Consider the following 24,645-nt stretch of genomic DNA (forward strand, 5'->3'; position numbering starts at 1 on the left):
GCTTGCATCTAGACGAATAACATTGTATAATAGACAATGTTGGTCTTTGACTGCGATGAAGTGGAAGGTTGCTGACACACCCGGCCGCTTTGCCATGGCATGGTGTGGGGAAATTTCCATGGAGAAGGTCTATTTTAGAAATAGGCGAACGAAGGAGGGAAAATAATGGCAAAAGAAAAAATTCGTATCCGTTTAAAAGCTTATGATCACCGTATTCTTGATCAATCAGCTGAGAAAATTGTAGAAACAGCTAAGCGTTCTGGGGCAACAGTTTCTGGTCCGATCCCATTACCAACTGAGAAGACTATTTACACAATTCTTCGTGCTGTTCATAAGTACAAAGATTCTCGTGAGCAATTCGAAATGCGCACACACAAACGTTTAATCGATATCGTGAGTCCTACTCCACAAACAGTAGATTCATTAATGCGTTTAGACTTACCGTCTGGTGTAGATATCGAAATCAAACTATAAATTATATAACTTAAAAATGTAGGAGGTGTAACTCATGACCAAAGGAATCTTAGGAAGAAAGATCGGTATGACTCAAGTATTTGCTGAGAACGGTGAGTTAATCCCAGTAACAGTTATCGCTGCTAATCCAAACGTTGTTCTTCAAAAGAAAACAACTGAAACTGATGGCTACAATGCAATCCAGTTAGGATTTGAAGATAAACGTGAAAAGTTAACTAACAAACCTGAACAAGGCCACACTGCTAAAGCATCTACAACTCCTAAGCGCTTCATTCGCGAAATCCGCGATGCAGACGTGGACGGATTAGAGGTTGGTCAAGAGGTAAAAGTTGAAGTTTTCGCTGCAGGTGAAATCGTTGACGTAACAGGAATTTCTAAAGGTAAAGGTTTCCAAGGTGTTATCAAACGCCACGGACAATCTCGCGGACCTATGTCTCATGGTTCTCGCTATCACCGTCGTCCAGGTTCAATGGGCCCAGTTGCTCCGAACCGTGTATTCAAAGGCAAAAAACTTGCTGGACGTATGGGTGGAGACCAAGTTACTATCCAAAACTTAGAAATCGTTCAAGTTGACACTGAGCGCAACTTATTACTAGTAAAAGGTAACGTTCCAGGTGCTAAGAAATCTCTTGTAGTTGTTCAAGGCGCTGTGAAGGTTAGCAAATAATTCACAATAGGAAGGAGGAATTCCAATGCCAAAAGTTACTGTATATAACCAAACTGGTTCACAGGTTGGTGAAATCGAATTAGCTGAAGCTATTTTCGGTATCGAACCAAATGAAGCTGTACTTTTCGAAGCTGTAATGATGCAACGTGCATCTTTACGTCAAGGTACACACAAAGTAAAAACTCGCTCTGAAGTTCGCGGTGGTGGTCGTAAACCATGGCGTCAAAAAGGAACTGGACGTGCTCGTCAAGGGTCTATCCGCTCTCCTCAATGGCGTGGTGGTGGTACGGTATTCGGACCTACACCAAGAAGCTATGCGTACAAACTTCCTAAGAAAGTTCGTCGTTTAGCAATCAAATCTGCATTAGCTACTAAAGTAGTTGAGAACAACATTGTAGTTCTTGAAGACCTAGTGTTAAATGCACCAAAAACAAAAGACATGCTAGCAGTACTTAAAGGATTAACTGTTGAGAAGAAAGCTCTTATCGTAACTGCTGATGCAAACGAATCTGTAGAGTTATCTGCTCGCAATATCCCTGGAGTAACAGTAATCACTGCTGATGGCGTAAACGTTTTAGACGTGCTTCATCATGATAAGCTAATCATGACAAAAGCGGCAGTGGAAAAAGTAGAGGAGGTGCTTGCATAATGAGAGATCCTCGTGATATCATTAAGCGCCCAGTTATCACTGAACGTTCTATGGAAATGATGGCTGAAAAAAAATACACGTTCGATGTGGACGTTAAATCTAATAAAACAGAAGTTAAAGATGCTCTTGAAGCGATCTTTGGTGTTAAAGTAGAAAAAGTGAACATCATGAACTACAAGCCGAAAGCAAAACGCGTTGGTCGTCACGCTGGTTTTACTAGCCGTCGTCGTAAAGCAATCGTTAAGCTAACTGCTGACAGCAAAGAAATCGAAATCTTCCAAGGCGTTTAATTCTTACTAAAGAAGGAGGGAAATTGAGATGGGAATTAAAAAGTATAATCCAACTACTAACGGTCGTCGTAATATGACTACGAATGATTTCGCTGAAATCACGACTGACAGACCCGAAAAGTCATTACTTGCTCCTTTAAGCAAGAAGGCTGGTCGTAATAACCAAGGTAAAATTACTGTACGTCATCAAGGTGGCGGACATAAGCGTCAATATCGTATCATCGACTTTAAGCGTAACAAAGATGGAATTCCAGGACGCGTTGCTACGATCGAATACGATCCAAACCGCTCTGCGAATATCGCATTAATTAACTACGTTGACGGTGAAAAACGTTACATTCTTGCTCCTAAATCTTTAGAAGTAGGTATGGAAGTTATGTCTGGCCCAGAAGCTGACATCAAAATCGGTAACGCATTACCATTAATCAACATTCCAGTAGGTACTGTTGTTCATAACATCGAGCTTAAGCCTGGTCGTGGCGGACAATTAGTTCGTTCTGCTGGTACATCTGCTCAAGTACTTGGTAAAGAAGGTAAATACGTACTTGTACGTTTAACTTCTGGTGAAGTACGTCTTGTATTATCTGCTTGTCGCGCTTCAATCGGTCAAGTAGGTAACGAACAACACGAACTTATCAAAATCGGTAAAGCAGGTCGCTCTCGCTGGTTAGGTAAACGCCCAACAGTTCGTGGTTCTGTAATGAACCCGGTTGATCACCCACACGGTGGTGGTGAAGGACGTTCTCCAATCGGACGTAAGTCTCCAATGTCTCCATGGGGTAAACCAACTCTTGGATTCAAGACTCGTAAGAAAAACAAAGCGTCTGACAAATTCATCGTTCGTCGTCGTAAAAAATAATGGGATTGTAGTACGGTTCATTTCTAGAACCGTACGCCAATCACGAAGGGAGGCACCAAAATGGCTCGTAGCTTAAAAAAAGGACCATTTGTCGATGATCACTTAATGAGCAAAATGGAAAAATTAGTTGCATCTGAGCAAAAACAAGTTGTTAAAACTTGGTCTCGCCGTTCAACAATCTTCCCTCAGTTCATCGGACACACAATCGCTGTATATGATGGTCGTAAACACGTACCTGTGTACATCACTGAGGATATGGTTGGCCATAAGTTAGGTGAATTCGCACCAACTCGTACGTATAAAGGTCACCTTGCTGACGATAAGAAAACTAGAAGATAATGAGAGGAGGCACTTCAATGCAAGCTAAAGCAGTAGCGAGAACAGTTCGTATTGCTCCTCGTAAAGTTCGTTTAGTAGTAGACTTAATCCGAGGTAAGCAAGTGGGTGAAGCGATTGCTATCCTTAACCACACACCAAAAACTGCTTCTCCAGTTGTAGAAAAAGTTTTAAAATCTGCAATCGCAAATGCAGAGCACAATTATGAGATGGACATTAACAACCTAGTTGTTGAAAAAGTCTTCGTTGACGAAGGTCCAACGTTGAAACGTTTCCGTCCACGTGCAATGGGTCGTGCAAGCCAAATTAACAAACGCACAAGCCACATTACAGTTGTGGTATCAGAAAAGAAGGAGGGATAATCGATGGGTCAAAAGGTTAATCCAATTGGTCTTCGTGTCGGTGTTATCCGTGACTGGGAATCTCGTTGGTTCGCTGAGAAAGATTACGCTACATTATTACATGAAGACATCAAAATCCGTGAGTACATTAATGTACGCTTAAAAGATTCTGCTGTTGCTAAAGTAGAAATCGAACGTGCAGCAAATCGTGTAAATGTTACAATTCACACTGCAAAACCTGGTATGGTAATTGGTAAAGGTGGTACTGAAGTTGAAGCACTTCGTAAAGCTCTTAACCAATTAACAGGCAAGCGTGTACACATCAACATTTTAGAAGTTAAGAGAGCTGATCTTAACGCTAAATTAGTAGGCGAAAACATCGCTCGTCAATTAGAAAACCGTGTATCATTCCGTCGTGCACAAAAGCAAGTTATTCAACGTGCTATGCGTGCAGGTGCTAAAGGTATTAAAACACAGGTTTCTGGTCGTCTTGGCGGAGCTGATATCGCTCGTGCAGAATCTTACAGTGAAGGAACTGTTCCACTTCATACACTTCGCGCTGATATTGACTATGCAGCAGTTGAAGCTGATACAACATACGGTAAATTAGGCGTAAAAGTATGGATCTACCGTGGAGAAGTCCTTCCTACAAAAAAGAAAGCTTCTGAGGAAGGAGGAAAATAATATGTTAATGCCAAAACGCGTAAAATATCGTAGAGAGCATCGTGGTAAAATGCGTGGTCGTGCTAAAGGTGGAACTGAAGTTGCTTTCGGTGAATTCGGTTTACAAGCACAAGCTGCTTCATGGATTACAAACCGTCAAATCGAAGCTGCTCGTCGTGCAATGACTCGTTACATGAAACGTGGCGGTAAAGTATGGATTAAAATTTTCCCTTCTAAACCTTACACTGCAAAACCTCTAGAAGTACGTATGGGTTCCGGTAAAGGGGCACCAGAAGGCTGGGTAGCAGTAGTAAAACCTGGGAAAATTATGTTCGAAATCGCGGGTGTATCTGAAGAGGTAGCACGCGAAGCATTACGTCTTGCAGCTCACAAGTTACCTGTGAAATGTAAATTCGTAAAACGTGAAGAAAATGGTGGTGAATCTAATGAAAACTAATGATATTCGTGAATTAACCACTGCCGAAATCGAAACAAAAGTTAAAGCTTTAAAGGAAGAGTTGTTTAATCTTCGCTTCCAACTTGCTACAGGACAATTAGAGAATCCAACTCGCATTCGTGAAGTGCGTAAAGCAATTGCTCGTATGAAAACTGTAGTTCGTGAAAGAGAGATCGGAATTAATCGATAAATTGAGGGGAGGTTTGCATAGTGAGCGAACGTAACCAACGCAAAGTTTATACTGGTCGTGTAGTGTCTGACAAAATGGACAAAACGATTACAGTTTTAGTTGAAACTTACAAAACTCATTCCTTGTACGGAAAACGTGTTAAGTATTCTAAGAAGTACAAAGCCCATGATGAGCAAAACCAAGCGAAACTTGGCGATATCGTTAAAATCATGGAAACTCGCCCGCTTTCTGCTACTAAGCGTTTCCGTTTAGTTGAAATCGTTGAAGAAGCGGTTATTATCTAAATAGACGAATCGGAATTTTTAGTCCGAAGGGAGGTTTCATAACATGATCCAACAAGAATCTCGTTTGAAAGTTGCTGACAACTCTGGTGCACGTGAACTTTTAACAATTAAAGTATTAGGCGGCTCTGGTCGTAAATATGCTAACATTGGTGACATTATCGTTGCTACGGTAAAACAAGCAACACCAGGTGGCGTTGTTAAAAAAGGTGACGTTGTTAAAGCAGTAGTAGTACGTACGAAGAGCGGAGCTCGTCGTCCGGACGGTTCTTACATCAAATTTGATGAAAACGCAGCGGTTATCATTAAAGACGATAAGAGCCCACGTGGTACTCGTATCTTCGGACCAGTAGCTCGTGAATTACGTGATAGCAACTTCATGAAGATCGTTTCTTTAGCTCCAGAAGTTCTATAATTTAAGGTATTGCCTTGCTAAGGAGGTGCAGAATTAAGATGCATGTAAAAAAAGGTGATAAAGTACAGGTAATCACTGGTAAAGACAAAGGAAAACAAGGCGTTATCCTTGTGGCTTTCCCAAAGCAAAACCGTGTTATCGTTGAGGGTGTTAACATCGTTAAAAAACACTCTAAGCCATCTCAATTAAATCCACAAGGTGGAATTATTACTAAAGAAGCACCTATTCACGTTTCTAACGTTATGATTTTAGATCCGAAAACAGGTGAACCTACTCGCGTAGGCTTCAAAGTAGAAGATGGTAAAAAAGTTCGTATTGCAAAAAAATCTGGTGAATTATTAGATAAATAATTTTCTTAAGAAAGGAGGTCACTTCATTGAATCGCCTTAAAGAGAAGTTCCAAAAGGAAATTACTCCTGCTCTAGTGAGCAAGTTTAACTATAAATCTGTGATGGAAGTACCGAAAATCGAAAAGATCGTAATCAACACTGGTGTTGGTGACGCGGTATCTAACTCAAAAGCTTTAGACAATGCAGTAGAAGAATTAACACAAATCGCAGGTCAAAAACCTGTTGTAACTCGTGCTAAAAAATCAATCGCTGGTTTCCGTCTTCGTGAAGGTATGCCAATCGGTGCGAAAGTAACTTTACGCGGCGAGCAAATGTATGAGTTCTTCGACAAATTAGTATCGGTTTCTTTACCACGTGTACGTGATTTCCGTGGTGTTTCTAAGAAATCATTCGATGGTCGTGGGAACTACACATTAGGTGTTAAAGAGCAACTTATCTTCCCTGAGATTGATTATGATAAAGTAAGCAAAGTACGCGGTATGGACATCGTAATCGTTACTACAGCGAAAACTGATGAAGAAGCTCGTGAACTTTTAACACAATTCGGTATGCCATTCCAAAAATAATGGAAGCCAACGCTAAGTAGAGGAGGCGAAAACGTGGCTAAAAAATCTATGATAGCGAAACAAAAGCGTACTCCTAAGTTTAAAGTACAAGAGTATACACGTTGCGAACGCTGCGGTCGTCCGCATTCTGTATACCGCAAATTTAAACTTTGCCGTATTTGTTTCCGTGAACTTGCATATAAAGGTCAAATTCCTGGTGTTAAAAAAGCTAGTTGGTAAAACCCACAAATGGGAAGGAGGTAAAACACATGGTGATGACAGATCCAATTGCAGACATGCTTACTCGCATCCGTAATGCGAACATGGTACGTCATGAGAAATTAGAGGTTCCTGCTTCTAAAATCAAAAAAGAGATCGCTGAACTTTTAAAACGTGAAGGTTTCATTCGTGATGTAGAATACATCGAGGATAACAAACAAGGTATCCTTCGTATTTTCCTGAAATATGGTGCAAACAATGAACGTGTAATCACTGGATTAAAACGTATCAGTAAACCTGGCTTACGCGTTTACGCTAAAGCTGACGAAGTACCACGTGTACTTAACGGATTAGGTATCGCTCTTGTTTCTACATCTAAGGGAGTAATGACAGACAAAGACGCTCGTCAATTACAAACTGGTGGAGAAGTAGTAGCATACGTTTGGTAATATATATTTAAAACGAACGGAGGTGTGACCACATGTCTCGTATTGGTAAAAAGATTCTTGAAATCCCTGCAGGTGTTACTATTACAATTGCAGAAGACAATACTGTAACAGTAAAAGGCCCTAAAGGTGAATTAACTCGTAAATTCAATGCTGATATGTCTATCAAAATTGAAGAAAATACACTAACAGTTGAGCGTCCATCTGAACAGAAGGAACACCGTGCATTACACGGTACAACTCGTGCTTTAATCGGAAACATGGTTGAAGGTGTAACTGCAGGTTTCGCACGCGGACTTGAATTAGTCGGTGTTGGTTACCGTGCTCAAAAACAAGGAGATAAACTTGTTTTAAGCGTAGGTTATTCTCATCCAGTAGAAATGACTCCGGAAGCAGGTCTTGAAGTTGAAGTACCTGCACCAACTAAAATCGTAATTAAAGGTATCGACAAGCAACGTGTTGGCGAATTTGCTGCTAACATCCGTGCTGTACGTGCTCCTGAGCCTTACAAAGGTAAAGGTATTCGTTACGAAGGCGAAGTTGTTCGTCGTAAAGAAGGTAAAACTGCTAAGTAAACCCGTTAGGTGAGAGAAAGGAGTGACAAGAAAATGATCACTAAAGCTGATAAAAATGCGACTCGTAAGAAAAGACATGCACGTGTACGTGCTAAACTTACTGGTACTGCAGAGCGTCCACGTTTAAACGTGTTCCGTTCTAACCAACATATTTACGCTCAAGTTATTGATGATGTGAATGGTGTAACGTTAGTAAGTGCATCTACTCTTGATAAAGACCTTGCTCTTAACGGTACTAGCAATACTGAAGCTGCTACGAAAGTTGGAGAATCAGTTGCTAAGCGTGCTGTAGAGAAAGGCGTTAAAGAAGTAGTATTTGATCGCGGTGGTTACTTATACCATGGCCGTGTTAAAGCTCTAGCTGAAGCTGCTCGTGAGGCTGGATTACAATTTTAATGGTCAAAGGAGGGAAAATTGATGCATCGCATTGACCCAAGTAAATTAGAACTTGAAGAACGTGTAGTTACGATAAATCGTGTCGCGAAAGTTGTTAAGGGTGGTCGTCGTTTCCGCTTTGCTGCACTAGTTGTAGTTGGCGATAAAAACGGTCATGTTGGATTCGGTACTGGTAAAGCACAAGAGGTACCAGACGCAATCCGCAAAGCTATCGAAGACGCTAAGAAAAACTTAATCGCTGTACCATTAGTTGGTACAACAATTCCACACACAATCAACGGTCACTTTGGAGCTGGTGAAGTATTCTTAAAACCTGCTGCTGAAGGTACTGGTGTTATTGCTGGTGGACCTGTTCGTGCGGTACTTGAATTAGCTGGTGTACAAGATATTCTTTCGAAATCTCTTGGTTCTAACACACCAATCAACATGATTCGCGCTACTGTGAACGGATTAAGCGAACTTAAGCGCGCTGAAGATGTTGCAAAATTACGCGGTAAATCTGTAGAAGAGCTACTAGGTTAAGGAGGGAAAACAAATGGCGAAAAAGTTAGAAATTACCCTCACTCGTAGTGTAATTGGTCGTCCACAAGATCAACGTGCGACGGTAGAAGCTTTAGGTCTTAAAAAGTTGAATTCAACTGTAGTTAAGGAAGAAACTCCTGCTATTCTTGGTATGATCAACAAAGTTTCTCACCTTTTAACTGTAAAAGAAGCTTAAGGATAACTCATTAATATAAGGAGGTGCCTGGGAATGAAACTTCATGAATTAAAACCTGCAGAAGGTTCTCGTAAAGTACGTAACCGTGTCGGTCGTGGTATCGGTTCTGGTAACGGTAAAACTGCTGGTAAAGGTCATAAAGGACAAAACGCACGTTCTGGTGGCGGTGTTCGTCTTGGCTTCGAAGGTGGTCAAACTCCATTATTCCGTCGTTTACCAAAACGCGGCTTCACAAACATTAACCGTAAAGAGTTTACTATTGTAAACTTATCAACGTTAAATCGTTTTGAAGATGGTACAGAAGTAACACCTGAATTATTGCTGGAAACTGGCGTTATCAGCAAGTTAAACGACGGTGTTAAAATTCTTGCAAGCGGAGCAGTAGAGAAAAAACTAACTGTTAAAGCGCACAAGTTCTCTTCAAGTGCTAAAGAAGCAATTGAAGCAGCTGGCGGATCAGTTGAGGTGATCTAATGTTTCGTACAATCTCCAACTTTATGCGCGTTGCTGAGATAAGACGTAAAATATTATTCACTTTAGCGATGTTAATCGTATTCAGGATTGGCACGTTTATCCCAGTGCCATTTACAAATGGAGACGTACTGAAAGCACAAGACCAATTAAATGCTTTAGGTATTCTAAATACATTTGGCGGTGGCGCCTTGAAAAACTTCTCCATCTTTGCGATGGGAATCATGCCGTATATTACAGCATCCATCATCGTGCAATTATTGCAGATGGATGTTGTTCCTAAATTTTCGGAATGGTCGAAGCAAGGTGAAATGGGCCGTCGTAAACTAACGCAATTCACGCGTTACTTTACAATTGTTCTTGCGTTTATTCAGGGGTTTGGTATGTCAATCGGTTTTAACGGTATGGTAGGTGGGCAATTAATTTTGAATCCTGGTTGGAGCACTTATTTATACATTGCTACGGTACTGACTGCTGGTACTGCATTTTTAATGTGGTTAGGCGAACAGATTACAGCTAAAGGTGTGGGTAATGGTATTTCCATCCTTATCTTTGGCGGTATTGCTGCAGCGATCCCAAGTGTTATATCTCAAGTGTATCAACAACAGTTTCAAAATATCGGAGATCAATTGTTCATGAGTATCGTTAAAGTTGCATTGATTTTACTAGCTGTGCTAGCAGTTATTGTTGGTGTTATTTTCATTCAACAAGCTGTTAGAAAGATCCCAATTCAATACGCGAAGCGTGTAACAGGAGGGAATGGGAATCATGCTGGAGCACAAAACACACATTTACCGCTTAAGGTAAATAGTGCGGGTGTTATTCCAGTCATTTTTGCTGTTTCATTCTTAATTACGCCTCCAACTATTGCACAGTTCTTCCCGAAACATGATGTATCGCAGTGGATTATTGCAAACTTTAACTATTCTCACCCAGTGGGAATGATCATATATGTTGCGCTCATTGTAGCCTTCACATATTTCTATGCGTTTGTTCAGGTTAATCCAGAGCAAATGTCAGAGAATCTAAACAAGCAAGGTGGATATGTTCCAGGTATTCGTCCGGGTAAGAATACAGAACAATATCTAACAAAAATCTTGTATCGTTTGACCTTTGTAGGATCAATTTTCCTAGCAGCGATTGCAATCTTACCAGTTATCTTTACGAAATTGGGAAATCTTCCTCCATCTGCACAGATTGGTGGAACGAGTATGTTAATCGTTGTCGGCGTTGCTTTAGAAACAATGAAGCAGCTAGAAAGCCAACTGGTAAAACGCCATTACAAAGGGTTTATCAAGCAGTGAGTAAGTGGGAAGAACCATCTTCCCTACATGCTCATGTACTGAGGGGGAACAAGGATGAACTTAATTTTAATGGGGCTTCCTGGTGCTGGTAAAGGTACACAAGCCGAACAGATTGTAGCCAAGTATAACATCCCTCACATTTCAACAGGAGATATGTTCCGTGCAGCTATGAAGGCTGAAACTGAAATGGGTCTACAAGCAAAATCTTTTATTGATAAAGGTGCACTTGTTCCAGATGAAGTTACAATCGGAATTGTTCGTGAACGTTTAAGTCAAGAAGACTGCGTAAGAGGTTTCTTACTAGACGGTTTCCCACGAACTGTTGCACAAGCATCAGCTCTTGAAGAGATTATGAAAGATCTTGGCAAAAAAATCGACTATGTTTTAAACATTAATGTGGATTCAGGGTTGTTATTAAAACGCCTTACAGGCCGTCGCATTTGTAAAGAGTGCGGTGCGACTTACCACTTAGAATTCAATCCACCAGCAACAGCTGATGTGTGCGATAAATGTGGTGGCGAATTATACCAACGCTCTGATGACAATGAAGAAACTGTAGCAAATCGTTTAGATGTGAATATTAAGCAAACAAAACCTTTGCTTGATTTCTACGACGAGCTTGGTTACTTAAAAAGCATTAATGGTGAGCAAGATATCAATAAAGTATTTGCTGATATCGATGTTCTCATCGGAGGCTTAGCGTAATGATCATCTGCAAAACTCCTCGCGAGATAGAAATCATGCGAGAAGCTGGCAGAATCGTTGCTTTAACTCATCAAGAGTTGAAACAGCACATTACTCCAGGAATTACAACGAAAGAGCTCGATCAAATAGCGGAAAAGACGATTCAAAAATATGGTGCTACGCCATCTTTTAAAGGATACAACGGATTTCCGGGGAGCATATGTGCTTCTGTAAATGAAGAGCTTGTACACGGAATTCCAGGAAAGCGCAAGCTCAAAGAGGGCGATATCATCAGTATCGATATTGGTGCGAAATACAATGGGTACCATGGAGATTCTGCATGGACGTATCCAGTTGGAAACATTTCTGAATCTGTTCAAAAGCTACTTGATGTCACAGAAAAATCGTTGTATCTTGGTCTAGAACAAGTAAAACCAGGCGAGAGATTATCAAATATCTCACATGCGGTTCAAACCCATGCTGAAGAGAATGGATTCTCGATCGTTAGGGAGTATGTTGGTCACGGAATCGGGCAAGACTTACATGAGGACCCTCAAATCCCGCACTATGGTCCACCAAATAGAGGCCCTAGATTAAAGCCGGGAATGGTCATCTGTGTTGAGCCGATGGTGAATCAAGGAAGACGATATGTAAAAACACTATCTGATGACTGGACAGTGGTAACGGTAGATGGTAAATGGTGTGCCCATTTTGAGCACACGATTGCTCTTACAGAAGCAGGATACGAAATCCTTACCACTTTATAAGTAGCTGGCTCTCCGGGATTTCAGAGCAGTGTAAAATGTTACTGATTTGAAGAAGGGAGAACTATTGAATGGCTAAAGATGATGTAATTGAAGTCGAAGGTACCGTTCTTGAAACGTTGCCAAATGCTATGTTCAAAGTAGAATTAGAGAATGGGCATGTCGTATTGGCTCACGTTTCTGGTAAAATCCGTATGAACTTCATTCGTATTTTACCAGGAGACAAAGTTACGGTAGAATTATCTCCGTACGATTTAAATCGTGGTCGTATTACGTACCGTTTTAAATAATATAGCACTCCGTAATCTTTAAGGAGGTTCGAGACATGAAAGTAAGACCGTCAGTTAAACCAATCTGCGAAAAATGTAAAGTTATTCGTAGACGTGGAAAAGTAATGGTTATTTGTGAAAACCCTAAACATAAACAAAAACAAGGTTAATCAGAAGGAGGTGCATTCAGAATGGCACGTATCGCAGGTGTAGATATTCCTCGAGACAAACGCGTTGTTATTTCTTTAACTTACGTATTCGGCATTGGTCGCACAACTGCTGAAAAAATTCTTACTGAAGCTGGTATTTCTTCAGAAACACGAGTTCGTGATTTAACGGAAGACGAATTAGGACGTATCCGTGATGTTATCGATCGTATTAAAGTTGAGGGAGACCTTCGTCGTGAAGTATCTCTTAACATTAAACGTCTAATGGAGATCGGTTCTTACCGTGGTCTTCGTCACCGTCGTGGTTTACCAGTTCGTGGTCAAAATTCTAAAAACAATGCTCGTACACGTAAAGGTCCACGTCGTACAGTAGCAAATAAAAAGAAATAATAAGTAAAGGAGGTTGAACTAACAATGGCACGTAAAACAAACACTCGTAAAAAACGTGTGAAAAAGAATATCGAAGCTGGTATAGCTCATATTCGTTCTACTTTCAACAACACAATCGTAACACTTACAGATACTCACGGTAACGCGCTTTCTTGGTCTAGTGCTGGTGCACTTGGTTTCCGTGGATCTCGTAAATCTACTCCATTCGCTGCGCAAATGGCTGCTGAAGCTGCTGCTAAAGTTGCAATGGAGCACGGTTTAAAAACTTTAGAGGTTACTGTTAAAGGTCCTGGTGCTGGTCGTGAAGCTGCAATTCGTGCTCTTCAAGCTGCAGGTCTAGAAGTAACAGCAATTAGAGATGTTACTCCAGTTCCTCATAATGGATGTCGTCCGCCAAAACGTCGTCGTGTGTAATTTTTCTGTATAGAATTTTCCCTTTTGTCTATAATGGATATGATGCATTATCGAGAAATTTCGTACAGAAACATCGCTTGTTGTGCACAATCGGGAACTGCCTAAGGGGGACTTTCGGTTAGACAGGGGTTATACCTTTGTTTAACCGGGGTTTCGACGTTTTGAAGGAGGGTTTAGTTAATGATTGAAATCGAAAAGCCGAAAATCGAAACGGTTGAACTTAACGAAGATGCTAAATATGGTAAATTCGTAATTGAACCGCTTGAGCGTGGATATGGTACTACTTTGGGTAACTCCTTACGTCGTATTCTTTTATCCTCACTCCCTGGTGCCGCTGTTACTGCTATCCAAATCGATGGCGTATTACATGAATTTTCAACAGTTGAGGGCGTAGTAGAAGACGTTACGACGATCATCTTAAACTTGAAAAAGTTAGCTCTTAAAATCTACTCTGAAGAAGAGAAGACGTTGGAAATTGATGTGCAGGGCGAAGGTATTGTCACAGCTGCTGATATTACTCACGATAGTGATGTAGAAATCTTAAATCCAGATTTACACATTGCAACGTTAGCAAAAGATGCGCATTTCCGCGTGCGTTTAACTGCAAAGCGTGGCCGTGGGTATACGCCAGCTGATGCAAATAAAAGCGAAGATCAACCAATAGGAGTAATTCCTATTGATTCTATTTATACTCCAGTATCACGTGTGACTTACCAAGTGGAAAAGACACGTGTCGGACAAGTGGCTAATTATGATAAGCTTACGCTTGATGTATGGACGGATGGAAGCATCGGGCCAAAAGAAGCTATCTCTTTAGGTGCCAAAATCTTAACTGAGCATTTAAATATCTTTGTTGGTTTAACTGATGAAGCACAAAATGCTGAGATTATGGTCGAGAAGGAAGAAGATCAAAAAGAGAAAGTTCTTGAGATGACTATCGAAGAACTAGACCTTTCTGTTCGTTCTTATAATTGCCTAAAACGTGCAGGAATTAATACTGTACAAGAGCTTGCGAACAAAACAGAAGAAGATATGATGAAAGTTCGTAACTTAGGACGTAAATCCTTAGAAGAAGTTAAACATAAACTTGAGGAATTAGGTTTAGGTTTACGTAAAGACGACTGAGGATTTAAACCCATGAACAAAGGAGGGAACTACGAATGGCATACAGAAAATTAGGCCGTACAAGTGCGCAACGTAAAGCTATGTTACGTGACTTAGCTACTGATTTAATTATCAACGAGCGCATCCAAACGACAGAAACTCGTGCAAAAGAACTTCGTTCTGTAGTGGAAAAAATGATCACTTTAGGTAAACGCGGAGATCTTCATGCTCGTCGTCAAGCAGCAGCTTTCATTCGCAATGAAGTAGCTAACGCTGAGACTGGTCAAGATGCACTTCAAAAATTATTCGCTGATGTAGCTCCACGCTATGCTGAGCGCCAAGGCGGATACACTCGTATTGCAAAAATTGGTCCACGTCGCGGAGACGCAGCACCAATGGTAATTATCGAGTTAGTATAATGATAATTAAAAGGGCAGGACAGTTCTTTTCAAGAAACTGGTCATGGCCCTTTTTTTTAAATATAAAAATAGGCGAGCTTGGCGAAGGAAAGGGTGCCTTCTATTGAAAAAAGAGAAACTTCGGATAGGAAATATATCATTTCAATATCCTGGGGCAGCCACGTATGCATTAAAAGATGTTTCATTTTCCTTATATGAGGGAGAATGGGTATCTATTATTGGACAAAACGGTTCAGGAAAGTCTACACTTGCAAAATTATTGAATGGTTTGTTTTTGCCGGAAGCAGGGACTATTACAGTAAATGATTCAATGGTTTTATCAGAGGAAACGGTATGGGATGTTCGAAAACAAATTGGAATGGTATTTCAAAATCCAGATAATCAATTTGTTGGAACAACAGTGCAAGATGATGTTGTATTTGGCTTAGAGAATATCGGAATGCCCAGAGAACAAATGATTGAAAGATTAGAACAGGCCTTACGACTTGTCCGTATGGAAGATTTTCTTAATGATGAGCCTCATTCCTTATCTGGTGGGCAAAAGCAGCGAGTGGCAATAGCAGGCGTTTTAGCACTTCAGCCATCTATTTTAATATTAGATGAAGCAACGTCAATGTTAGATCCTCAAGGAAGACGTGAAGTAGTAGAAACGGTTAGACAACTTGTTAATCAAAAAGGTATTACTGTGCTATCAATTACACACGATTTAGAAGAAGCGGCACAGTCAGATCGTGTCATTATTTTAAATAAGGGAGAAATATTAGAGGAAGGGACTCCAGAAAAAATTTTCAAATCCTCTCATATGCTCCAAGAAATTGGCTTAGATGTACCGTTTTCGGTGAAAATAGCAGAATTATTAAAAAGAAATGAAATTCTTTTGCAAAATACGCATCTTACAATGGAAAGCTTGGTGAACGAACTTTGGAGATTACATTCCAAAAAGTAGAACATCGTTATCAATATAAAACTCCATTTGAAAGACGCGCACTTTATGATGTAGACGTGTCGTTTCCAAGTGGGGGCTATTATGCCATTATCGGTCATACTGGTTCAGGTAAGTCGACGATGATTCAACATTTAAATGGTTTATTGCAGCCGACAAATGGTACAGTTCAAATTGGTGAACATTTGATTTCGGCAGGAAAGAAAGAAAAAAAGCTAAAGCCACTACGTAAAAAAGTAGGGGTTGTCTTTCAATTCCCAGAACATCAGTTGTTTGAAGAGACTGTGGAGAAAGATATTTGTTTCGGCCCTACTAATTTTGGGGTATCTGTAGAAGAAGCGAAGCAAAAGGCAAGAGAGGCAATTGAACTTGTAGGGTTAGAGCCAGAACTGTTAACACGTTCACCGTTTGAGTTAAGTGGCGGGCAAATGAGGCGTGTTGCGATAGCGGGTGTATTGGCGATGGAACCTGAAGTGCTTGTATTAGATGAACCTACAGCAGGTCTAGATCCAAAAGGGCAGAACGAACTTATGCAGATGTTTTATAAGTTGCATAAGGAGAAGGGGCTTACAGTTATCCTTGTAACGCATAATATGGAGGATGCCGCTCAGTATGCGGAGCAGATTGTAGTTATGCATAAAGGAACGGTCTTTTTGCAAGGAAGTGCAGAGGAAGTATTTTCACATGCTGATGAACTAGAGAAAATTGGTGTGGATCTTCCTATGTCATTAAAGTATAAACGTGCAATTGAAGAGAAGTTTGGTATTTCAATTCCAAAGGCTACCTTATCTTTAGAGGATCTTACTCATGAAGTTGTGCAGGTGTTACGAAAAGGTGGTCATGAATCATGCAGCAGTTGATTATTGGGAGATATATCCCAGGGAATTCACTTATTCATCAACTTGATCCACGTACGAAGCTGCTGATTGTCTTTTTATATGTATTTGTTGTTTTCTTAGCAAATAATGCGATTTCATATGGATTTTTATTTTTATATGCACTCATTGCTTTATTTTTTGCAAAAGTGCCGATTCGTTATGTACTTTCGGGCTTAAAACCAATTTTATGGATTTTTCTTTTTACATTTTTCCTGCATATTTTTACAAATAAAGAGGGGGATGTACTACTCCAGCTTGGTTGGTTTTCGATACATGAAAAAGGATTAGAGCAAGGGATATACATTTCTGTACGATTCTTCGTTATTATTTTAATGACGACATTATTAACGTTAACGACGACACCTATTGAAATTACAGATGGTTTGGAGACGTTATTAAAGCCGTTGAAGCGTATAAAGGTTCCTGTTCATGAAATCGCATTAATGATGTCAATTTCTCTTCGTTTTATTCCGACATTAATGGATGAAACGAGTAAAATAATGAAAGCACAAGCATCACGTGGTATTGATTTCGCTGGGGGACCGATAAAAGATAGAATGAAAGCTATTATCTCACTGCTTGTTCCTCTGTTTATCAGTGCTTTTAAGCGTGCAGAGGACTTAGCTATTGCGATGGAAGCTCGTGGATATCAAAGTGGTGAAGGACGTACTAAATTTAGGCAACTACGCTGGAAAACAAGCGATACAGTAACGATTGTAAGCTTATTTTGTTTAGCTTGTATTTTGGCATGGGTGCGATCGTAATGGAGAATAGAGAAATGGATAGAATAAAATGTACGGTTGCATATGATGGCATGCATTTTTGTGGTTATCAAATTCAGCCGAAGCATCGTACTGTTCAACAGGAGATAGAAAAAGCATTACAGAAATTGCATAAGGGAGAACTTGTTCGTGTTCAGGCATCTGGTAGAACAGATTCTACGGTTCATGCAAAAGGACAAGTCATACACTTTGATACTCCTTTGTCTCTTGAAGAGTGGCAATGGAGTAACGCTTTAAATACAATGTTGCCAGATGATATTGTTATTAGGCAAGTAGAGAAAAAAACAGAAGAATTTCATGCACGTTACGGTGTTGAGAAAAAAGAATATCGTTATCGTGTATTATTATCAAAGACTGCGGATGTATTCCGTAGAAATTACGTATATCAATATCCATATCCGCTCGAAATCAAAAAAATAAGAAAAGCAATTCCGTATTTTATTGGAACGCATGATTTCACTTCTTTTTGTTCGGCAAAAACTGACAAAAAAGATAAAGTGCGAACAATTTATGAAATCGAGTTAATTGAGCAAGACGATGAATTAATTTTTCGTTTTGTAGGTAATGGATTTTTATATAATATGGTCAGAATTATTGTTGGTACGTTACTTAACGTAGGGCAAGGAAAGCTTGATCCTGATAGCATTCCAGAGATTTTAGCGAAACAAAATCGTCAGTTTGCTGGAAAGATGGCTCCAGGTCATGGGCTTTACCTATGGGAGGTAAACTATAACAACTAATCCTGGTGTAACATTTGCTTGACATTAGAAACTCAAAAGTATATCATAACATATGGTATTGTTTCTAAAACCACGATTAGCCCCGGAAGGAAATCGTGTTTAAGATAAACAATAGATTTTTTCTATGGAAAAGATAACGAGGAGGGAAACACATGCGTACGACTTTTATGGCAAAAGCTAACGAAGTTGAGCGTAAATGGTATGTGGTTGATGCTGAAGGTCAAACTTTAGGTCGCCTATCTACTGAAGTAGCATCCATTTTACGTGGTAAAAACAAACCTACATTTACACCACACGTTGACACGGGTGATCATGTAATTATTATTAACGCTGAGAAAATTCATTTAACAGGTAATAAATTAAACGATAAAATTTACTACCGTCACACTAACCACCCAGGTGGACTTAAGCAAAGAACAGCTCTTGAAATGCGTACAAACTACCCTGTACAAATGTTAGAGCTTGCAATTAAAGGCATGCTTCCAAAAGGACGCTTAGGCCGTCAAGTTTCTAAGAAACTTAACGTGTATGCTGGAGCAGAGCATCCACACCAAGCACAAAAACCAGAAGTTTACGAACTTCGCGGATAATTAATTAAAGGAGGGCTTACTTTGGCACAGGTTCAATACTATGGCACTGGACGTCGTAAGAGTTCAGTAGCGCGCGTACGCCTAGTTCCAGGCGAAGGACGCGTTATCATTAACGGTCGTGATTTTGAAAACTATATCCCATTTGCTGCATTACGTGAAGTAGTGAAACAACCTCTAGTTGCAACAGAAACTTTAGGTAACTACGATGTACTTGTAAACGTAAATGGTGGTGGATACACTGGTCAAGCTGGTGCTATTCGTCACGGTATTTCTCGCGCTTTATTAAAAGCTGATCCAGAATACCGTCTAACACTAAAACGTGCAGGTCTATTAACTCGTGACGCACGTATGAAAGAGCGTAAAAAATACGGTCTTAAAGGCGCACGTCGTGCACCTCAGTTCTCAAAACGTTAATTTTTGCGAACTACAAACCCCAACCATTTTGGTTGGGGTTTTTTTATGTTTCATTCCTCTTTTGTAATTTTTATAGCTTGGAATATTTTAGTGCTACCACCGCGCGTATGCTTCTTCTTTAGAAGTTTAGACTAATACGTATTAGGGAGGTTTATAAGTACTATGAATGTCATTGTCAGCTTACAAGAAAAACAAAAAGAAAAGCAGTTAAAATACGAGCGGAAGATGTTGCGGGAATTATCATTAAAAACATTACGTTCAAATATTCGTGATGCCTTTCAAATGCAAGAGCTTCATCGTCAGTATGAAGATTACTGTATTGAATTAGGGATAGAATCTTATTTATTAGGAGCGAGATATAGTAAATTTGGTTATTATGGTGAATCGTTTTTTGATGTGAAATATAGAGCTTTAGAAGAAGAACAACAATTAACTGAAACGCTATTTCAATTTTTAACGAGTATGACTATGCGAGAAATAAAGTTGAAAGATGAGGAATTACTTTTTGAATCTTGTCAGCAGTTTATAGGATTGTGGTGGCAAGAAGGGTATGAAAAAGGTGAAAGAAGATATCGATTAAAGCTTCATTAAGACAAGCATAAACTTTCCTCTTGTCCCATATAAGTAATTAGAGGGACTAGCTGGAGGAGGAAAGGTATGAAGAGAATTCGAATTATCTCTTTTGCACTCGCTGCGGTTGTATTGTTTTTTTTAGTCAAACAAGAATTTCAAATTACAAAATCGTGGCGAGCTTGGAATTTACCCTTATCAGGGAAAGTAATTGTATTAGATGCTGGGCATGGTGGACCAGATGGAGGGGCTGTTGGAGGAAAGGATATTATAGAAAAGGATATTACGCTTGAAATTACAAAAAAGGTACAAGACTATTTACAAGAACAAGGTGCACTAGTTATTTTAACGCGTGAGGGAGATTATGATTTAGCTAACAAAGATACAAAGTCATATAGTAGACGTAAAGCAGAGGATTTAAAAAAACGTGTAGAAATCATCAATAAACCTGATGTAGACTTTTTTGCAAGTATTCATTTAAATGCTTTAACTAGTAGTGGATCGAAGGGCGCACAAACGTTCTATTACCGCTCTTCAATTGAAAATGAACGTGCTGCAAAATTTATACAGGCTGAATTGAGAACAAGTTTAGAGAACACGAATCGTTCTGCTAAGACAATTTCGCATGTGTATTTATTAAAGTATTCTAAAACACCAGGTGCTTTAATTGAAGCCGGCTTTTTATCGAATGTGAACGAAAGGTATATGTTAAATTCGGAGAAATACCAGCAAAAGGTAGCAGCTGCAATATACCGAGGTATATTACGCTATTTCACGGAAAAAGGAAATCCTCCAGAATAAGGAGGATTTTTTTGAGTTTCTCTCGTTAACGAAGTTTTCGGAAAATATGTTATACTGGAAATGTAAACGCATTTATTTCAAGAATAAGCAGAGATAAATTCAATTAACATTACGTTATTTTTCATACAGGGGGCTGGGCTAATTATGGTAACGAAAGAACAAGTGGTTGAAGCGTTAGAAGGGATTGTAGATCCGTTTTTACATAAAACATTAAAAGAAACAAGTGCAATTAAAGAGGTAACAGTCAAGCCTGAGAAGGAACATGTGAGTGTCAAAATTGCAATCGTAAAAACTGGTACAGCGGAACAAATGCAGTTGCAGTCTGGAATTGTAAAGTTATTAAAAGAGCTTGGAGCAGCAACAGTTGGACTTCGTTTTGCAGAATTTACAGAAGAGGAATTAGCTCAGTTTGCACCAGAACAAGAAGCAGAGCAAAGTGAATCTTTATTGTCACCAAATTCAAAAACGACATTCTTAGCAGTAGCGAGTGGAAAAGGTGGCGTGGGAAAATCAACCGTTTCCGTTAACCTTGCAGTTGCTTTAGCTCGTTTAGGAAAAAAAGTTGGTATTATTGATGCGGACATTTACGGTTTTAGTGTGCCAGACATGATGGGGATAGAAAAACGTCCCATCGTAAGAGGTGATAAGATAATTCCGGTGGAACGTTTAGGTGTAAAGGTAATCTCAATGGGCTTCTTTGTAGAGGATAATGCACCAGTTATTTGGAGAGGACCTATGCTTGGGAAAATGTTAAACCACTTCTTCACAGAAGTAGAATGGGGCGATTTAGATTATTTAGTATTAGATTTGCCACCAGGCACAGGTGATATTGCGTTAGATGTGCACTCAATGTTGCCATCTTGCAAAGAGATTATTGTAACGACGCCGCATCCAACAGCTGCGTTTGTAGCAGCGCGTGCTGGAGCGATGGCATTACGCACTGAACATAGTATTCTCGGTGTTGTTGAGAACATGGCATATTTTGAAAGTAAGGTAACTGGTGAGAAAGAATATGTATTTGGAAGAGGCGGGGGAGATAAGTTAGCTACCGAACTACAAACGAATGTTCTTGGGCGTATTCCGCTGCAACAACCCGATTGGAATAAAGAAGACTTTGCTCCTTCAGTATATGAGGATACACATACAACCGGCATTATTTATAGTAAAATAGCTGAAACAGTAATTGATAAAACAGCTGTTACACAAAAATAAAGCGAAACTTTAATCAGTGGGGTTCATCTGTTACTGGCAACAACTAGTAAACCTTTCGCTTAACTAGAGGGCCATTTTGTCTGTTAATAGCAAGATAAAGTAATAACGAGTGGACAATTTATACATTGTCCACTCGTTATTATAGTTATTATTTTCACTGTTCTTCCTTCTTCTCGCCTTGAGAACCGCCGTCACCGCCTGCTTCTTTCTTATCAGATCCACCTTTTTCAGCCTTTTGTACACCTTTACTAATGATATCAATCATCTTGGCTTGGAAGAGTGGACTTTCAGCAGTTTCTGTTAGTACTTGTTGTAGATATTGACGGTATTCTTTACTCTTCATTGTTTGTAACATCATTTTTTCTACTTCAGGATTTTTCATAATTTCTATAACGCCTGCTTGGTATTCAGGGTCTTTTAATAAGGTTTTCATTAATTGGGTTTGTTCTTTCCCCATACTTTTAGCAAACTTTGATGAGAACTCAGGATCTTTAAAGAGCTTTTCCCAGAATTGTTGCCCTTTATCGGATACCATGGCATCTTCAATCGTTTTCTTTACTACTGTTTCATCTAGTATGAGTGCTTGTTTCATTTTTTCATCAGTTAATACATCTTGAATAGCTTTCTTACCTTGATCTGTTTTTAAAATATCAACAATCATTTTCTTTGTTTGATCGTAATCTAGTTCGGATTTCGTTTCTTTTCCTTGTGCGCATGCTACAAGTGCGATAAGTAGAAAAGAAGAAACGAAAATGAATAGTATCCGTTTCATAAGTTGGAACTCCTTTCAGCACAGTTCTCTCTTTTTAATATAAATATCTTTAAGGAATTTATACATGAACATGGCTAGCTTTTTGAAATTGTCATTGATACAATTTAATTAGAAATATAAGGATAATGGGGGATGTGTTGTGAATAGCCGCAAGTGGGTACGACTATTTTTAACGACGTTGTTTCTTGGTGGGATTAGCACAGTTATTATTGGTTTTGTTTTGGAGTGGGACAGGTACAATGAATTTTTTCAAAATTTCGACGTTAAGGAGATTTTAGCGGTATCTTTCTGGTTGATGGGTGTAGGATTTATTTTTAGCGTTATAAGTCAAATGGGATTCTTTGCATATTTAACAATCCATCGTTTTGGACTAGGGATGTTTCGCTCATCGTCTTTATGGAATGCAGTCCAGCTCTTTTTTATTGCATTCGTATTATTTGATTTTGTGTATTTAAGATCTGTACTTATTGCAAATGGGGAAATCTCATTGGGGAATAACATACTTGTTGCTGGAATTTTATTTGTGTTTGGAGCAATTGTTGCTTATGTAAAAAGTAAAGAAACAAATAAAAAAGCATTTGTGCCAGCTCTGTTCTTTATGGTTGTTGTAACGATTCTTGAATGGGTACCGGCGCTTCGGATTAATGATACAGATTGGTTATATTTAATGGTTATACCGCTATTGTTATGTAATGCATATCAATTACTTGTATTACATCGTTTAATCGGAAAAACGAGTAAATCTGCTTAATAGAGAGAGGTTTTATATATCAGCAGTTATATTACTGGAAATGGTGTGATTAAAAAAGCTCTACCACCTTTTTGAAAGGTAGTAGAGCTTTTTATACGTGAAGAGTAGTAGGGACGAAGCTATTTCACATCTTCACTTTTCGTACTTGTGTTGGAAATAAGTTGTGATACGGATATTTGCTCATATCCATCACTTTTTAATTTTTGCAGGAGCAGCGGTAAAGCTCTATTTGTTTGAAGGGCAGAATCGGATGCGTGTAATAAGACAATATCTCCACCTTTCAAATTATTAGAGACGGTGGAAACGATGTGATTTACACCTGGGTTTTTCCAATCGTTGGAATTGTTACTCCAATGCACGACGGTGTATCCAAGTGATTCTGCAATTTTAAGGGTTGCCTTGTTAAATTCGCCACTAGGTGGACGTAACAGCTTGACTTGTTTTACCCCAAGTTTTGTAAAAACATCTTGTGCTCGTAAAAGATCTCGTCTTATTTCATTCGTCTCTAGAGAAGTATAGGATGTGTAATTGTAACCCATACTACCAATTTCGTGTCCATCTTTCATGATGCGCTCTACAATATCGGGGTGTCTTTCGGCCCATGCAGCAGAAAGGAAGAAGGTTGCATTCTTAATGTGTCTTTCTTTAAGAGTATCAAGGATTGGAATTGCTTTTTTGTCTCCCCAACTAATATCAAACGTAAATGCAACTTGCTTTTTAGCGGTATCTCCTTTGTAAATTACTTTAGGACCTGTAGCAGTTGAAAAAGCAGATTCATGTGAATATGTTTTTAAAAAGAGTAGCCATGCTGTAAATAAGGAAAGTATCACTATTAAGCTAATGTGTTTAAAAGTTCTCTTACTCGTAATAAAAAAGAAAAACATAATATTACGCCCCTTTGTCCAATCCTTTTCAGTTACATATATGCTGTAAATATAAAAAAGAGAACAAAGGATTAATATCGTAAGTAGTGGATATAATGAATGATAGGATTGTAATAAGTGAAAATGAGCGAAACGTTTATTGTTACGTAAGGAATTATTGAGGTGATCATTTGCTTGGGCTGATGTTGACAAAAGAAGAGAGAAAAGAGATGGAATACATATTAAAGAGAGAGTTAGAGGAACTTTTATTTGATTTTGAAGATGAGCGTATTCATGAAGTTGTAAAAAAGGCGATGGAAGAAAGATATAAAATCATTTTTTGTTTATTTCGGAGAGTTGCTAACGCAGAGGAATGTATTCGTTATGTAAGAAAAAGAACTTTTTATTAAAAAGTGTTGACGTTAATAGTTTGTATATGGTAAATTAATAAACGTCGCTGATGCGGAAACGC

Annotated in this window: 43 protein-coding genes; 41 read left to right on the forward strand and 2 right to left on the reverse strand. The window is 39.2% G+C overall.

What is annotated here, in order from left to right; translation table 11 throughout:
- Positions 1-165 precede the first annotated feature (165 nt).
- From rpsJ to DN400_RS27330, 39 genes are all read left to right on the forward strand, one after another.
- A complete protein-coding gene (rpsJ, locus tag DN400_RS27140; protein ID WP_001040595.1) occupies positions 166-474 on the forward strand; it encodes a 30S ribosomal protein S10 in 309 nt (102 codons plus the stop codon).
- Between the two features lie 34 nt (positions 475-508).
- Positions 509-1,141, forward strand: coding sequence for a 50S ribosomal protein L3 (rplC, locus tag DN400_RS27145; protein ID WP_000160209.1), 633 nt, complete (start codon positions 509-511; stop codon positions 1,139-1,141).
- Between the two features lie 25 nt (positions 1,142-1,166).
- Positions 1,167-1,790: a 50S ribosomal protein L4 gene (gene rplD, locus DN400_RS27150; RefSeq protein WP_001127258.1), complete on the forward strand. Its 624-nt coding sequence runs from the start codon at positions 1,167-1,169 to the stop codon at positions 1,788-1,790.
- Entirely contained in the window at positions 1,790-2,080 is a 291-nt protein-coding gene (rplW, locus tag DN400_RS27155) for a 50S ribosomal protein L23 (protein WP_001205558.1), read from the forward strand. The genes rplD and rplW overlap by 1 nt, the downstream gene beginning before the upstream one ends.
- A gap of 28 nt (positions 2,081-2,108) precedes the next feature.
- Entirely contained in the window at positions 2,109-2,939 is an 831-nt protein-coding gene (gene rplB / locus DN400_RS27160; RefSeq protein ID WP_000511583.1) for a 50S ribosomal protein L2, read from the forward strand.
- A 60-nt stretch (positions 2,940-2,999) separates the two neighbouring features.
- Positions 3,000-3,278: a 30S ribosomal protein S19 gene (gene rpsS / locus DN400_RS27165; protein WP_000124454.1), complete on the forward strand. Its 279-nt coding sequence runs from the start codon at positions 3,000-3,002 to the stop codon at positions 3,276-3,278.
- Positions 3,279-3,295: 17 nt separating this feature from the next.
- Positions 3,296-3,637, forward strand: coding sequence for a 50S ribosomal protein L22 (gene rplV, locus DN400_RS27170; RefSeq protein ID WP_001148024.1), 342 nt, complete (start codon positions 3,296-3,298; stop codon positions 3,635-3,637).
- A gap of 3 nt (positions 3,638-3,640) precedes the next feature.
- Positions 3,641-4,300, forward strand: coding sequence for a 30S ribosomal protein S3 (rpsC, locus tag DN400_RS27175; RefSeq protein ID WP_000529956.1), 660 nt, complete (start codon positions 3,641-3,643; stop codon positions 4,298-4,300).
- A 1-nt stretch (position 4,301) separates the two neighbouring features.
- Complete coding sequence (gene rplP, locus DN400_RS27180; RefSeq protein WP_000928971.1) at positions 4,302-4,736, forward strand: 50S ribosomal protein L16; 435 nt, start codon at positions 4,302-4,304, stop codon at positions 4,734-4,736.
- Positions 4,726-4,926, forward strand: a complete 201-nt coding sequence (rpmC, locus tag DN400_RS27185) for a 50S ribosomal protein L29 (RefSeq protein WP_000855718.1) — start codon at positions 4,726-4,728, stop codon at positions 4,924-4,926. Before rplP ends, rpmC begins: the two co-directional genes overlap by 11 nt.
- Before the next feature lie 20 nt (positions 4,927-4,946).
- Complete coding sequence (gene rpsQ / locus DN400_RS27190) at positions 4,947-5,210, forward strand: 30S ribosomal protein S17 (RefSeq protein WP_000004106.1); 264 nt, start codon at positions 4,947-4,949, stop codon at positions 5,208-5,210.
- Positions 5,211-5,253: 43 nt separating this feature from the next.
- The gene (rplN, locus tag DN400_RS27195; protein ID WP_000615912.1) at positions 5,254-5,622 is read left to right on the forward strand and encodes a 50S ribosomal protein L14; all 369 of its coding nucleotides are present in this window, start codon (positions 5,254-5,256) and stop codon (positions 5,620-5,622) included.
- Positions 5,623-5,660: 38 nt separating this feature from the next.
- Positions 5,661-5,972 (forward strand): 50S ribosomal protein L24, encoded by a 312-nt coding sequence (gene rplX, locus DN400_RS27200; protein ID WP_000558200.1) that lies wholly within the window; start codon positions 5,661-5,663, stop codon positions 5,970-5,972.
- 26 nt (positions 5,973-5,998) lie between these two features.
- Positions 5,999-6,538 carry a 50S ribosomal protein L5 gene (gene rplE / locus DN400_RS27205; RefSeq protein WP_001080829.1) on the forward strand — a complete coding sequence of 180 codons (540 nt, stop codon included), beginning with the start codon at positions 5,999-6,001 and terminating at the stop codon, positions 6,536-6,538.
- Between the two features lie 33 nt (positions 6,539-6,571).
- Positions 6,572-6,757: a 30S ribosomal protein S14 gene (gene rpsN / locus DN400_RS27210; protein WP_001085700.1), complete on the forward strand. Its 186-nt coding sequence runs from the start codon at positions 6,572-6,574 to the stop codon at positions 6,755-6,757.
- Between the two features lie 29 nt (positions 6,758-6,786).
- Positions 6,787-7,185 carry a 30S ribosomal protein S8 gene (rpsH, locus tag DN400_RS27215; RefSeq protein WP_000245511.1) on the forward strand — a complete coding sequence of 133 codons (399 nt, stop codon included), beginning with the start codon at positions 6,787-6,789 and terminating at the stop codon, positions 7,183-7,185.
- A 32-nt stretch (positions 7,186-7,217) separates the two neighbouring features.
- Positions 7,218-7,757, forward strand: a complete 540-nt coding sequence (gene rplF, locus DN400_RS27220; protein ID WP_000086551.1) for a 50S ribosomal protein L6 — start codon at positions 7,218-7,220, stop codon at positions 7,755-7,757.
- A gap of 33 nt (positions 7,758-7,790) precedes the next feature.
- Positions 7,791-8,153, forward strand: a complete 363-nt coding sequence (gene rplR / locus DN400_RS27225; RefSeq protein ID WP_000628818.1) for a 50S ribosomal protein L18 — start codon at positions 7,791-7,793, stop codon at positions 8,151-8,153.
- A gap of 21 nt (positions 8,154-8,174) precedes the next feature.
- On the forward strand, positions 8,175-8,675 hold the full coding sequence (rpsE, locus tag DN400_RS27230) for a 30S ribosomal protein S5 (RefSeq protein ID WP_000554646.1): 501 nt from the start codon (positions 8,175-8,177) through the stop codon (positions 8,673-8,675).
- A 13-nt stretch (positions 8,676-8,688) separates the two neighbouring features.
- The gene (gene rpmD / locus DN400_RS27235; RefSeq protein WP_001085233.1) at positions 8,689-8,871 is read left to right on the forward strand and encodes a 50S ribosomal protein L30; all 183 of its coding nucleotides are present in this window, start codon (positions 8,689-8,691) and stop codon (positions 8,869-8,871) included.
- 33 nt (positions 8,872-8,904) lie between these two features.
- On the forward strand, positions 8,905-9,345 hold the full coding sequence (gene rplO, locus DN400_RS27240) for a 50S ribosomal protein L15 (RefSeq protein WP_000766083.1): 441 nt from the start codon (positions 8,905-8,907) through the stop codon (positions 9,343-9,345).
- A complete protein-coding gene (gene secY / locus DN400_RS27245) occupies positions 9,345-10,646 on the forward strand; it encodes a preprotein translocase subunit SecY (protein WP_000490118.1) in 1,302 nt (433 codons plus the stop codon). The genes rplO and secY overlap by 1 nt, the downstream gene beginning before the upstream one ends.
- Positions 10,647-10,700: 54 nt before the next feature.
- Positions 10,701-11,351 (forward strand): adenylate kinase, encoded by a 651-nt coding sequence (locus DN400_RS27250; protein WP_001048997.1) that lies wholly within the window; start codon positions 10,701-10,703, stop codon positions 11,349-11,351.
- Positions 11,351-12,097: a type I methionyl aminopeptidase gene (gene map, locus DN400_RS27255; protein ID WP_000582539.1), complete on the forward strand. Its 747-nt coding sequence runs from the start codon at positions 11,351-11,353 to the stop codon at positions 12,095-12,097. The genes DN400_RS27250 and map overlap by 1 nt, the downstream gene beginning before the upstream one ends.
- Before the next feature lie 68 nt (positions 12,098-12,165).
- The gene (infA, locus tag DN400_RS27260; RefSeq protein WP_001029884.1) at positions 12,166-12,384 is read left to right on the forward strand and encodes a translation initiation factor IF-1; all 219 of its coding nucleotides are present in this window, start codon (positions 12,166-12,168) and stop codon (positions 12,382-12,384) included.
- 35 nt (positions 12,385-12,419) lie between these two features.
- Positions 12,420-12,533, forward strand: coding sequence for a 50S ribosomal protein L36 (gene rpmJ / locus DN400_RS27265; protein ID WP_000868344.1), 114 nt, complete (start codon positions 12,420-12,422; stop codon positions 12,531-12,533).
- A 21-nt stretch (positions 12,534-12,554) separates the two neighbouring features.
- A complete protein-coding gene (rpsM, locus tag DN400_RS27270) occupies positions 12,555-12,920 on the forward strand; it encodes a 30S ribosomal protein S13 (RefSeq protein WP_000090792.1) in 366 nt (121 codons plus the stop codon).
- A 24-nt stretch (positions 12,921-12,944) separates the two neighbouring features.
- Entirely contained in the window at positions 12,945-13,334 is a 390-nt protein-coding gene (gene rpsK, locus DN400_RS27275) for a 30S ribosomal protein S11 (protein ID WP_000101797.1), read from the forward strand.
- 180 nt (positions 13,335-13,514) lie between these two features.
- Positions 13,515-14,459 carry a DNA-directed RNA polymerase subunit alpha gene (locus tag DN400_RS27280; protein WP_000569643.1) on the forward strand — a complete coding sequence of 315 codons (945 nt, stop codon included), beginning with the start codon at positions 13,515-13,517 and terminating at the stop codon, positions 14,457-14,459.
- 35 nt (positions 14,460-14,494) lie between these two features.
- On the forward strand, positions 14,495-14,857 hold the full coding sequence (gene rplQ, locus DN400_RS27285; RefSeq protein ID WP_000331490.1) for a 50S ribosomal protein L17: 363 nt from the start codon (positions 14,495-14,497) through the stop codon (positions 14,855-14,857).
- A gap of 103 nt (positions 14,858-14,960) precedes the next feature.
- Positions 14,961-15,803, forward strand: coding sequence for an energy-coupling factor ABC transporter ATP-binding protein (locus DN400_RS27290; protein ID WP_000711763.1), 843 nt, complete (start codon positions 14,961-14,963; stop codon positions 15,801-15,803).
- Positions 15,779-16,660 carry an energy-coupling factor ABC transporter ATP-binding protein gene (locus tag DN400_RS27295; protein WP_000406539.1) on the forward strand — a complete coding sequence of 294 codons (882 nt, stop codon included), beginning with the start codon at positions 15,779-15,781 and terminating at the stop codon, positions 16,658-16,660. The genes DN400_RS27290 and DN400_RS27295 overlap by 25 nt, the downstream gene beginning before the upstream one ends.
- Positions 16,648-17,442 (forward strand): energy-coupling factor transporter transmembrane component T family protein, encoded by a 795-nt coding sequence (locus tag DN400_RS27300; RefSeq protein ID WP_001186530.1) that lies wholly within the window; start codon positions 16,648-16,650, stop codon positions 17,440-17,442. The genes DN400_RS27295 and DN400_RS27300 overlap by 13 nt, the downstream gene beginning before the upstream one ends.
- Before the next feature lie 14 nt (positions 17,443-17,456).
- A complete protein-coding gene (gene truA, locus DN400_RS27305) occupies positions 17,457-18,200 on the forward strand; it encodes a tRNA pseudouridine(38-40) synthase TruA (RefSeq protein WP_002094238.1) in 744 nt (247 codons plus the stop codon).
- A 152-nt stretch (positions 18,201-18,352) separates the two neighbouring features.
- A complete protein-coding gene (rplM, locus tag DN400_RS27310; RefSeq protein ID WP_001260795.1) occupies positions 18,353-18,790 on the forward strand; it encodes a 50S ribosomal protein L13 in 438 nt (145 codons plus the stop codon).
- A gap of 21 nt (positions 18,791-18,811) precedes the next feature.
- Positions 18,812-19,204: a 30S ribosomal protein S9 gene (rpsI, locus tag DN400_RS27315; RefSeq protein WP_000079986.1), complete on the forward strand. Its 393-nt coding sequence runs from the start codon at positions 18,812-18,814 to the stop codon at positions 19,202-19,204.
- Positions 19,205-19,366: 162 nt separating this feature from the next.
- Entirely contained in the window at positions 19,367-19,795 is a 429-nt protein-coding gene (locus DN400_RS27320) for a DUF2521 family protein (RefSeq protein WP_001101005.1), read from the forward strand.
- Positions 19,796-19,861: 66 nt separating this feature from the next.
- The gene (cwlD, locus tag DN400_RS27325) at positions 19,862-20,575 is read left to right on the forward strand and encodes an N-acetylmuramoyl-L-alanine amidase CwlD (protein WP_000822439.1); all 714 of its coding nucleotides are present in this window, start codon (positions 19,862-19,864) and stop codon (positions 20,573-20,575) included.
- 144 nt (positions 20,576-20,719) lie between these two features.
- On the forward strand, positions 20,720-21,787 hold the full coding sequence (locus tag DN400_RS27330) for an Mrp/NBP35 family ATP-binding protein (protein ID WP_000256623.1): 1,068 nt from the start codon (positions 20,720-20,722) through the stop codon (positions 21,785-21,787).
- A 154-nt stretch (positions 21,788-21,941) separates the two neighbouring features.
- Here DN400_RS27330 and gerD read toward each other — a convergent pair whose 3' ends face one another.
- Positions 21,942-22,559 carry a spore germination lipoprotein GerD gene (gene gerD / locus DN400_RS27335; RefSeq protein ID WP_050842394.1) on the reverse strand — a complete coding sequence of 206 codons (618 nt, stop codon included), beginning with the start codon at positions 22,557-22,559 and terminating at the stop codon, positions 21,942-21,944.
- Positions 22,560-22,698: 139 nt separating this feature from the next.
- Between gerD and kbaA the strand changes: the two genes are divergently transcribed.
- The gene (gene kbaA, locus DN400_RS27340) at positions 22,699-23,310 is read left to right on the forward strand and encodes a KinB signaling pathway activation protein KbaA (RefSeq protein WP_001088531.1); all 612 of its coding nucleotides are present in this window, start codon (positions 22,699-22,701) and stop codon (positions 23,308-23,310) included.
- Positions 23,311-23,429: 119 nt separating this feature from the next.
- On the opposite strand, the gene pdaB is transcribed toward kbaA, so the two are convergent.
- Positions 23,430-24,194 carry a polysaccharide deacetylase family sporulation protein PdaB gene (gene pdaB / locus DN400_RS27345; protein WP_097997722.1) on the reverse strand — a complete coding sequence of 255 codons (765 nt, stop codon included), beginning with the start codon at positions 24,192-24,194 and terminating at the stop codon, positions 23,430-23,432.
- Between the two features lie 170 nt (positions 24,195-24,364).
- Here pdaB and DN400_RS27350 point away from each other — a divergent pair, with 170 nt between their 5' ends.
- Positions 24,365-24,583: a hypothetical protein gene (locus DN400_RS27350; RefSeq protein WP_000901145.1), complete on the forward strand. Its 219-nt coding sequence runs from the start codon at positions 24,365-24,367 to the stop codon at positions 24,581-24,583.
- Positions 24,584-24,645: the final 62 nt, after the last annotated feature.

Origin of the sequence: Bacillus sp. AR8-1 (assembly GCF_008042345.1) — a bacterium.
Classification (GTDB): domain Bacteria; phylum Bacillota; class Bacilli; order Bacillales; family Bacillaceae_G; genus Bacillus_A; species Bacillus_A cereus.